9 protein-coding genes are annotated in these 9240 nt (G+C 62.6%); 2 read left to right on the top strand and 7 right to left on the bottom strand.

Annotated features, from left to right (window positions below):
- The first annotated feature begins 24 nt into the window (after positions 1-24).
- Positions 25-1151 (top strand): IS3 family transposase gene (locus G455_RS0121545; protein ID WP_154664455.1). Its coding sequence is split into 2 segments (ribosomal slippage): positions 25-289 and positions 289-1151, totalling 1128 coding nucleotides; the frame shifts between segments, so codons are not numbered across the junction.
- Positions 1152-1583: 432 nt separating this feature from the next.
- On the opposite strand, the gene G455_RS26240 is transcribed toward G455_RS0121545, so the two are convergent.
- From G455_RS26240 to G455_RS0121520, 4 genes are all read right to left on the bottom strand, one after another.
- Positions 1584-2096, bottom strand: a complete 513-nt coding sequence (locus G455_RS26240) for a thermonuclease family protein (RefSeq protein ID WP_161629415.1) — start codon at positions 2094-2096, stop codon at positions 1584-1586.
- A 147-nt stretch (positions 2097-2243) separates the two neighbouring features.
- A complete protein-coding gene (locus G455_RS25085) occupies positions 2244-4484 on the bottom strand; it encodes an AAA family ATPase (protein ID WP_084437161.1) in 2241 nt (746 codons plus the stop codon).
- A gap of 275 nt (positions 4485-4759) precedes the next feature.
- Positions 4760-5665 carry a hypothetical protein gene (locus G455_RS26560; protein WP_028095528.1) on the bottom strand — a complete coding sequence of 302 codons (906 nt, stop codon included), beginning with the start codon at positions 5663-5665 and terminating at the stop codon, positions 4760-4762.
- Between the two features lie 215 nt (positions 5666-5880).
- The gene (locus tag G455_RS0121520; RefSeq protein ID WP_028095527.1) at positions 5881-6411 is read right to left on the bottom strand and encodes a hypothetical protein; all 531 of its coding nucleotides are present in this window, start codon (positions 6409-6411) and stop codon (positions 5881-5883) included.
- A gap of 120 nt (positions 6412-6531) precedes the next feature.
- Between G455_RS0121520 and G455_RS25080 the strand changes: the two genes are divergently transcribed.
- The gene (locus G455_RS25080) at positions 6532-6717 is read left to right on the top strand and encodes a ribbon-helix-helix protein, CopG family (protein WP_035367178.1); all 186 of its coding nucleotides are present in this window, start codon (positions 6532-6534) and stop codon (positions 6715-6717) included.
- A 70-nt stretch (positions 6718-6787) separates the two neighbouring features.
- On the opposite strand, the gene tnpC is transcribed toward G455_RS25080, so the two are convergent.
- The 3 genes from tnpC to G455_RS26550 all read right to left on the bottom strand — a co-directional run bounded on the left by tnpC (position 6788) and on the right by G455_RS26550 (position 9130).
- A complete protein-coding gene (gene tnpC, locus G455_RS0121510) occupies positions 6788-8326 on the bottom strand; it encodes an IS66 family transposase (protein ID WP_028094227.1) in 1539 nt (512 codons plus the stop codon).
- A 79-nt stretch (positions 8327-8405) separates the two neighbouring features.
- Positions 8406-8759: an IS66 family insertion sequence element accessory protein TnpB gene (gene tnpB / locus G455_RS26555; protein WP_028094226.1), complete on the bottom strand. Its 354-nt coding sequence runs from the start codon at positions 8757-8759 to the stop codon at positions 8406-8408.
- Entirely contained in the window at positions 8756-9130 is a 375-nt protein-coding gene (locus G455_RS26550) for a transposase (RefSeq protein ID WP_035366754.1), read from the bottom strand. Before G455_RS26550 ends, tnpB begins: the two co-directional genes overlap by 4 nt.
- Positions 9131-9240: the final 110 nt, after the last annotated feature.

The following is a 9240-nucleotide window of genomic DNA, read 5'->3' as shown; positions in this document are numbered from 1 at the left end:
TCCCGTTTTCAGGAGGACGCCGAGATGGCAGGCAAACGCGAGAAGCCCGAGGATATCGTGCTGAAGCTACGGCAAGTTGAAGTGCTACAAGGCCAAGGGAGTTCGGTCCAGGAGGCTGTGCGCCAGATCGGCGTGACGGTTCAGACCTACTACCGATGGCGCAAGCAGTATGGGGGGACGAGCCGCGACCAGCTCAAGCGGCTGAAGGAGCTCGAGGCCGAGAATACCCGGCTTCGTCGCGCCGTATCTGATCTGACCTTGGACAAGATGATCTTGGCCGAGGCCGCACGGGGAAACTTCTAAGCCCTTCCCGCCGCAGGCAATGCATTGACCATGTGCGGCAGACCCTCAGCGTATCGGAGCGCCGGGTGTGCCGCACATTGGGTCAGCATCGCTCTACGCAGCGCAAAGTGCCCTGTGGTCGGCCGGACGAAATTCGGCTGACCGAGGATATCATCGCGCTGGCCGAAGAGTTCGGCCGATACGGATATCGCATGATCACCGGGATGCTGAACAACAGTGGCTGGCATGTGAACCACAAGAGGGTCGCGCGGAACTGGCGGCAGGAAGGGCTGAAAGTCCCACGGAAGCAGCCCAGGAAGGGTCGTCTATGGCTGAACGATGTCTCGTGTGTCCGGCTAAGGCCAGAACGCCCGAACCACGTGTGGTCCTATGATTTCGTTCAGGACCGGACCCACGACGGGCGGATCTTCCGCACGCTGAATATCATCGATGAGTTCACCAAGGAGGCGCTGGTGATCCGGGTCAAACGCAAGCTCAATTCAACGGATGTGGTCGATGCTTTGACGGATTTGTTCATCCTGCGCGGGCCGCCGGAATACATAAGGTCGGACAATGGAGCCGAGTTTATTGCCAAGAAGGTGCGTGCCTGGATCGGGGCCGTAGGCGCGAAGACCGCATTCATCTCGCCGGGATCGCCGTGGGAGAATGGCTACTGCGAGAGCTTCAACGCCCGCTTCAGGGACGAGCTGCTCAATGGCGAGGTCTTCACGACGCTGCGCGAGGCCCAGATCCTCATCGAACGCTGGCGACGTCACTACAACACGGTCAGACCGCACAGCTCTTTGGGCTACCGGCCCCCAGCGCCGAAGAGCATCGTCCCGATAGACCAAAGGCCGACCATGCATTAACATTCAAACTGGACTACTCGATGGGGGCACTCCACGGAATTAGCCTTCAACTTGGCGTCCACCTGATCGGCGATCAGGTCGGCAAGGGCGCGGTCCTGCTTCATCATAGCCCCATGCGCTCACGGTGGTCTTACCCTGCCAGACCATACTGCGCTGCACAATGGATGACCTGTTCAGGGAAGCAGCAGCGCAGCGGCGGGCGGCCCCGGGAACGGCGGTTCTGGGCCGGCCGCACATTTTCTTGGGCGCAGCATCAGCCCATAGAGCCGGCGGCGACGTGCTCAGCGCCGTTCGGCCAGGAGACACCCGCAGGACCGGCTGACCATCCGCGCCCCTAACGGACCCTGCAATGAGGAGAGCCTAGAGACGGCCGGAGGGGCGCTCCAGCGCCCTCTCTGGGCTCTCTAGGGCAATCAGACCGAAGGCACAGCCCTAGCGCTTGCCACGCCGCCAGTCCCAGGGCATCACGAATTGGCTGGCCCAGATGCCCCGCTTTGCGGCCTTGGCCTCGCTCTCCTGCGAAACATAGTCCTTCCCATATCGGCGATAGGCGACCGCCCAGCCTGCCACCACCAGCCAGGCATTGAGGTCCTGGCCCCGCTGGAAGCACTTGGCGACGAAGCGGCCGTATCGGTCCTTGTCCGTCACGCGGCATTCGACCGGAGCCTGTCCGATTTTCTCAGCAAGGGCCTTTGCGGGATTGGTGCCACATCGCCATTCTGACCCATCTGACAGAAGGCAGCGCTGACGGCTTTCGATTGCGTCAATGGCATGCAGCCTGATCCGCGCGCGTGGGGGGGGGGCATCTGCAATCCGTTTGCAGATAGCATTCTGTGCCCCCGGTGTGCCCCAGCCGCAAAACGAGAAAAACCCCTTTGCGGGGGCTTGCTCATAAATCTCTGTATTTTCAGGGATTTTTGGCTCCGGCGGTAGGGCGCGGAGCAAAATTCACCCGATTCGTAAGTCATTGATAAGACTGGGTAAGGTGCTGCGTGGGCCGTCGTCTGTGCTACAGGTTTGTGCTACAGTTGTAGCACAGGGTGAAGGTACCGGATTCTTCCTGGTGAGCAAGCGGTTACCGAGGGCCCCAACTCACTCAAGGATGTTCGTCCCCGGTGGTGCGAGGTCGGCGAGCAGGCGCTGCAGATCCGCCCTCTGGAGTTCGCGAGCCTCCATAAGCGCCGTTGCGAGGTCAGTCAGCTTGGCGGTATGCGGTTGCAGAAGCCTCTCAGCCCGGGTGGTGGCTTGCGCGAGTTTCGCGCGGATGCGCTGCTTTTCGCCCTCGGTCAGCCGGCGCATGTCGGCGGCGCCCAACCAGGCATCACCATTCTTTCCGAGCCCCAGCTCACGATCCGTACTTAGGACAAGCGCGGTGGCCTGGGCGATGTCGCTACGCGCATCTCCGCCGGCTCCGCCCGAGATGGAGCCGATCAGCAGCCTTTCGGCTGCGCGACCGGCCATATGGATGACCAATTCGGCCGCGATCTCCTCGACCGTCAGTTGCCGCAGGGCGATCATACGTTCGGTCAGGCCGCCCTTTTCAGAGATCGAGACTCTGGAGACAGAACCCGGAACGAGACATTCGGCGGCCAGGAGGTGTCCCGCCTCATGCACGGCGATCCTGTGGAGCAGTTTGGGATCGGTCTTGGCCAGCCCGAGCTGGGTGCGGAGGAAGTCAGTGGAGAGTGGCGACTTGGCACGACGCGCCACGGCCTTCGCTGCCCGGACCGCGGCATCGATCTCCGCCGGCGTCTTGCCGACCGCCTGTCGCGCGAGTTGCCGGATATCGTCCGGGTTGAGCGCTTCCGATACCCCCTTCGCAAGGATCCGGGTGATGTCCAGACAGGATGGGAGCGGCATCTGCACGACCTGGTCAAAGCGGCCCGGTCGGGTGATCGCGGGATCCAGACGGTCCCACTGGTTGCAGGCGCCGACCAGGATGACGCCGGGAGTGACGGTCAGCCGGTCGATCTGCTGGAGAAAGCCGTTCACCACTTGTGCCCGGTAACTCATTCCGTGTTGGTCCCCGCCGAAGCGCGAGCCGACCGCATCGATCTCATCAATGAACAAGATGCTGGGAGCCCGCGAGATCGCATCATCGAAGCATTTCCTCATCGCCGACAACATCTGCCCAAGATGGCCCTCTGCCTGCCAGTTGGCGAAGCTGCCCTCGACCAGGTCGACACCAGCGGTGGTCGCCATTTGTCGCGCCAAGTAGGTCTTTCCGGTTCCTGGTGCGCCGTGAACCAGAAGTGACCGGGGCATCTCGGTCCATGCGATTTTGCCGTCTTTCCACAGTTTGAGGTCTTCTACGGCGTGTTGGGCTGCCCGATGGGCAGGCGTCGAGCCCTCGATGTCGATAATGTCTGGTACTTGGGGCTGAGGTTCCGGGGAGGGCGAAGTACCGAGCATGACCCGAATCCGATTTGCCACGCCTGGCGCCGTCCGGGCACGATAGGCGACGGCGAGCTGTTCGGGTTCGAGAGCGGCCAGCGCAGCGTCACCGGGCAATGCGGATCGCACAGCGTCTTCATTGATCTGGCCCGTCGCGCTGTGACTGGCCGTCAGCATCGCGATCAGGATGTCAGCATTCATCTCCGCCAGCGTCAGAACACGAGTGCCGCATGCGGTTGAGGTTAGAAGTGGTGGGATGTCCTCTCTCTTTTTCACAGGCAGCAGGATTGGTGCGTGCAGATAGAGGCAGCGCTCGAGCTCGTTGCCCGACGGGGGGCGTTCGGGAAGTTGCAGTACCGGGAGCGCTGCCGTCCGAGGTGCCCGACTGAAGGTGTTCCAGTTAGCAGGCAGCATCGTTCCCGTCAGCAGTTTGCCGAGCCCCAGGCTCGGCTCCAGGCCGATGATGATCGTGACCGCTCCCGGATGGAGGCTCTCCTGAAGTCCGCTTTCGTCCCGGAATGTCGCGGCCAGCCGCGTGAGAAGAATAAGGTCCGGAATGGGCAGCGCGACATCGGGCAGGCTGTTGCCGTCGGCGGCGGTGGCGAAGGGATCTCCACCTGCGGCAAGAATAGTGTCCCATTCTTCCGGGGAAAGGAGTGGACAGGGTGTCGCCTCCGTCATCAAGCGTGCGACTGAGACCCCGCCCGTCGCCGGTCGCGTATGAGAGGGCGGCGTGGCCGTATCGCCACCTTCGTAGTCGAGGAGGCTGTCCATCGCCTGGTCGTCGCCATCTCTGGCGCGCCGCTCGAGATGGGCGAGATCGCGTTCGATTTCGCGCATACGCGCGATGCAGTGGCGGGCGAAGGCCCACCACACGGGGCGCTCCGCGCCTCCATTCTTTGAGGGGAAGGTTGGGGCCGAGGGGGAGGAGGTGGTCATGGGCGTCTCCACTTACATCGATTTGTTAGGTCAAGGTTTGGGCGCGGGCATCCCGGACAAGTTCGCCGAACGGTTCAGGGATGCCGGCGGACGCCCATCCGGAACCCAGCGGCGGCTTTCGGTCGCTGGATCAGCGGTTATCCGGAGAAGATCGGCTGTGTCTTATGATCGAGGAGAAGGTCTGATGCTTGTTCCCCTCAGATTTCGAGGAACAATGAGGGGAAGTGATGTCGCGTTCCGGGACGCGTTTGACGCATCCCGGAATGGGATGCGATCTAAGCGTCGCAATCTTCCGGGATCGCGTTCAGATGCTCGAGGATGATGCGTTCCAATTCGATCCCATAAATTTCGGTCTTGACCGAAAGCCAGTCCCGGAAATGCTCAGCGGGGACCGGCGCGTCGGGGTGTTCGGTTTTCAGCTTCCGGTGCAGGGCCTTCTCTCGGCACATGGCGGCATGACCGGAGGCTTGCTGAATGGTCTGGAGCAGTTCCGCCTGGATCCCCGGCTTGAGCAAAAGTTGATGCTGCAGGCGCGAGTGCGGGTCGCGCGAGAATCCGAGCTTCATGACCCGGAGGCCGGTCGGCAGCTCCAGACGGATCGCGTAGAGATAGCTTTGCGCCGCCGACCATGTTGCTCCACAGCCGTGACAGCCGAAGCGGCCGCTCTGCATGTTTGCCCGCGCGATGCGTTGCTCAGCGCCACATGCGTGCCGGTAGAGGCGGTAGTTCTGATTGCCTTGAGGATCAGCGCCCAGGAGCTTCCATCCCCGGACGGTCGCTTCTTCCTGCTCTTTCGCGCTGTGGCACGTTTCGCACCGAAGCCTGCAGCGGCCTTCGACAATACGCTGCACCAAGCCGAACTGCCGAACAACCTCATGTCCGCATGGCGCACGGAAGAGGCCGCGATGGCGCTTTTCCGGATCGTATCCCAGAAATGACAACCCGGCAATTCGTGCGTTGGTCTCGATGCTCGTGTGCTGACATGCGGCGCAGGCAGGTTGTGCCTTGCGCATGGTGTAGAGCTTCTGCGCTGTGAGGGCTCCGCAGCGATGGCATTTCAGCGCGATGTGATCCTTGTTGCGGATCCGCTTGACTAGGTCGAACCCTTTTTCATTTGCCAAGTCGCGCCAATGGCGATGGATTGGGCCAGGGTAAGCCTTTGCCCAGTCACGAGGGCTCACCTTCCTCGATCCACGCGGTAGGTAGAGTTTGGTCCCGGGGCTGCCGATCAGAACATACGGCAGTGCGGGGCTAGGCTTGATCGTCCTGTGAGTAGAATAAGTCATTTCACGACCTCCGACGGGAATGTGAGGAATATGAGCATGCGCATGGCTGCGCCGCCCTCTGGCCTGTCGAGGCGAGAGCTGCTGCGGTGCCAGGCGAAGAACTGGGAGAGTTATGCGGCGAACAGCTCGGGGGCAGGTTCGGCTTGATCGACAGTCACGTCGCTCGGGGCCTCCAACCCGTTCAGCATGTCGAGGTCGCAGAGTTCGTCGAATTGTTGGCGGGCACGCGCGAGCAACTGGGAGATCCGGCGGGCTTCCGGGTCATGACCGCGCCAACGGAACAGGTGTGGATGGCCGGCAATGATCTGGCGGGCGGTGGAGAGCTCGGCTTGAGTTTCGCACCCGATCGTCCAGTGGAGGTGACGTGCGAAACGTTGCAGCGGCACATCGCTATGGCGAGTGGCCGGTGCCTCGAATGCTGCACGGCACAGGTCTGTTGCCGTCTGCCACGCAGCTTCGGCCTCCGCCAGCCAGTGGTCGAATGCGGGGTCGGACCACAACCCGTGCTCGATGTCGCGTTCGGCTTCAATCGCGACACCGAGAGCGGCGACAAAGTGTGAAAAATGTCCCGACGTCGGGGAGTGCTTGAAGTACGCGGTTTCATCCGCGCCCCGGCGCGTGGTACAGAGCTTGTCAGCCATCGTCGATCTCCTAATGATCGGTGTGGTTAGAGCGTGGCGGGAAGGTCAGAGCTCCCGCTACGCTTGACAATATGACTTTATGACGCCATGTAGTCAACAAATTTTTTCAGGAGATTCGTCATGGCCAAGATGGGGCGCCCGAAAGTCGACACTGAACCGTTGAACATCCGGATGGACCGCCAGATGTTACAAGCGATAGACGACTACCGGCGTAGTCAGAAAGATTTACCGTCACGGCCAGAGGTTGTACGGCGCGTTCTGGCTGAGTGGCTTGAGCGGCAGGACGGCGAGCAAAGCACAGATTGATATTCCACCTGCTCTACGCAGGTGAGAGACTGCACAACTGCGCATGGAAAAGTCGTAAGCGGTGTGCCGATCACACGGTGGCGGCGTAATTCCACGGGAGCAGGTCGTTGATCCGGCTTTGCTTGTGGCCTTGGACGATGGCGGTGAGTGTGGCAGACAGCCATGCGTGGGGGTCGACGCCGTTCATTTTGCAGGTCTCGATGAGCGAGGCGATGGTGGCCCAGTTTTCGGCTCCGGCGTCATGGCCCGCGAAGAGGGCGTTCTTGCGGTTCAGGGCGATGGGGCGGATGGTGCGTTCGACGGTGTTGTTGTCGACCTCCACGCGGCCATCGGTGAGGAAGCGGCCGAGGCCGTCGCGGTATTTGGCGATATAGGTGAGCGCTTCGCCCAATGGGGACTTAGCCGAGGCCCGGGCGCGATGGGGCGTCAGCCAGTCATCGAGGCGCGCGAGGATCGGGGCGGAGCGATCCTGCCGAACGGACAGGCGGGTGACAGGGTCACTGCCGCGGATCTCGGCCTCGATGGCGTAGAGATCGCGGATGAGGGCCACGCCTTCCTCGGCAATCGGCGCGGATCCGGTGCGGGTGATCTCGATCAGCTTGCGACGCGCGTGCGCCCAGCAATAGGCGAGCTGGATGCCCGGACCGATCCTGTCCGCTGCGATCAGGCGGTTGTATCCGGCATAGCCGTCGACCTGCAGAATGCCGCCGAAGCCCTGCAATATCCGCTCGGCATGTTGCCCGCCCCGACCGGGGGCATAGGTGAAGACCACGCCCGGTGGTGACGTGCCGCCCCAGGGTCGGTCGTCGCGAGCCAGTGCCCAGAAGTATCCAGTCTTGGTCTTTCTCGCCCCCGGATCGAGGACTGGGACACGGGTCTCGTCCATGAAGAGCTTGGTGGACCGCTTCAGGTCCGCCATCAGCGCGTCGTAGACGGGGCGGAGTTCGAAGGCAGCGCGGCCAACCCAATCGGCAAGGGTGGAGCGGTCGAGATCGACGCCTTGGCGGCTGTAGAGCTGGGCCTGACGGTAGAGCGGCAGATGATCCGCATACTTGCTGACCAGCACATGGGCGACTGTGGCTTCGGTGGGCATCCCGCCCGGGATCAGCCGCGCAGGGGCCGCCGCCTGAACCACGCCATCGGTGCAGGACCGGCAGGCATATTTGGGACGGCGGGTGACAATGACACGGAACTGGGCGGGCACGATGTCGAGCCGCTCTGAGACGTCTTCCCCGATACAATGCAGGCAGCCGCCGCAGGCGCAGGTCAGACTCTGCGGCTCGATGACCTCTTCGATGCGCGGCAGGTGTTTCGGCAATGCACCACGGTTGGCGGCACGCGGTTTGGCGGGGCGTTTGGCGGCGCGATCCTCGGCATCCTCTTCGGCATGGATCACTGCCATAGCCGTTTCCAGGTCTTCCAGCGCCAGCTCGAACTGGTCCGGATTGCTCTTCTCCGATTTCCGGCCGAAGACCGCCTGCTTGAAGGCCGCGACCAGCTTTTCCAGCCGCGCGATCCGCTCGTCCTTGCGAAGGTCGCGCGCTTCCGCGGCGATCAGCATCGCCTTCAGCGCAGCAATTTCTTCAAGCAGATCAGCGGCATTCGGCATGGCCGGGTTTTACCAAACCGCCATGGCCTATGCCTCTGGAAAGAGCACGATGAGTCATCCTGCCGCAGCCTTGAACGGCTCATTCCACGGCTTCGGGGGCCTTCGCCGCGATGGCCCGAACCCGCCGCCAATCGAGCCCCGCAAACAGCGCCTCGAACTGCGCGTGGTTCATCACCATCAGTCCGTCCTTTACCGCAGGCCAGGTGAAGCTGTGCTCCTCCAGCCGTTTGTAGGCCATCACCAGACCGGTGCCGTCCCAGTAGAGCAGCTTCAGCCGGTCCGCCTTCTTGGCCCGGAAGACAAAAACCGTTCCGGTGAACGGATCCTTGCGCAGCTCGTTCTTCACCATCGCGGCAAGGCTGTCGTGACCCTTGCGGAAGTCGATGGGCTTCGTGGCAACCATGATCCGCACCCGGTTCGACGGGAAGATCATGAGCAGGCCCGCAGCGCCATAGCCAGTTCCGCAACCCGTGCCGCAGGCGTGGCTGCGTTCAGCCGCACCGTCACCGTCCCGACGATCAGATCAATCGACGCCGTCGTTGCCGCTGCCGCGACCGCCAGCGGAGACGCCACGGGCGCTGCAAACTCTGCCCCCGCAACCTCAGGCACCACCAGCTTGCCCTTCCGAGCCAGCGTCCGCCAGGACGACAGGTGGTTGGCCTTCAATCCATGCCGACGCGCCACCTCGTTCACCGTGACGCCTGGCACCAGCGTCTCCGCCACCATCCGGCCCTTCGCCTCGTCAGACCATCGCCGCTTGGCCGCCGGAGCCGCCAGAAGCTCCACAAACCCAACGGCCTCCATACTGCGCTCCCGATGGACTCCCAAGGACACCTCCCGTGCAAATCTCCACACAAGGGCGCATCGCAGATTACGGATTCAGCAGGAAGGTGGGAGCGGAACAGCGCTTACGA

Origin of the sequence: Pseudodonghicola xiamenensis DSM 18339 (genome assembly GCF_000429365.1) — a bacterium.
GTDB classification, from domain to species: domain Bacteria; phylum Pseudomonadota; class Alphaproteobacteria; order Rhodobacterales; family Rhodobacteraceae; genus Pseudodonghicola; species Pseudodonghicola xiamenensis.
Note: the sequence above shows the minus strand (reverse complement) of the source record. Positions and strands in the feature narration are given on the sequence as shown.

What these genes read in the sequence shown, in the direction of transcription:
- G455_RS25085 (WP_084437161.1), bottom strand. Translation starts at nt 4,484, where the DNA reads ATGACCACCTCCTCCCCCTCGGCCCCAACCTTCCCCTCAAAGAATGGA.
- G455_RS0121520 (WP_028095527.1), bottom strand. Translation starts at nt 6,411, where the DNA reads ATGGCTGACAAGCTCTGTACCACGCGCCGGGGCGCGGATGAAACCGCG.
- G455_RS25080 (WP_035367178.1), top strand. Translation starts at nt 6,532, where the DNA reads ATGGCCAAGATGGGGCGCCCGAAAGTCGACACTGAACCGTTGAACATC.
- tnpC (WP_028094227.1), bottom strand. Translation starts at nt 8,326, where the DNA reads ATGCCGAATGCCGCTGATCTGCTTGAAGAAATTGCTGCGCTGAAGGCG.
- tnpB (WP_028094226.1), bottom strand. Translation starts at nt 8,759, where the DNA reads ATGATCTTCCCGTCGAACCGGGTGCGGATCATGGTTGCCACGAAGCCC.
- G455_RS26550 (WP_035366754.1), bottom strand. Translation starts at nt 9,130, where the DNA reads ATGGAGGCCGTTGGGTTTGTGGAGCTTCTGGCGGCTCCGGCGGCCAAG.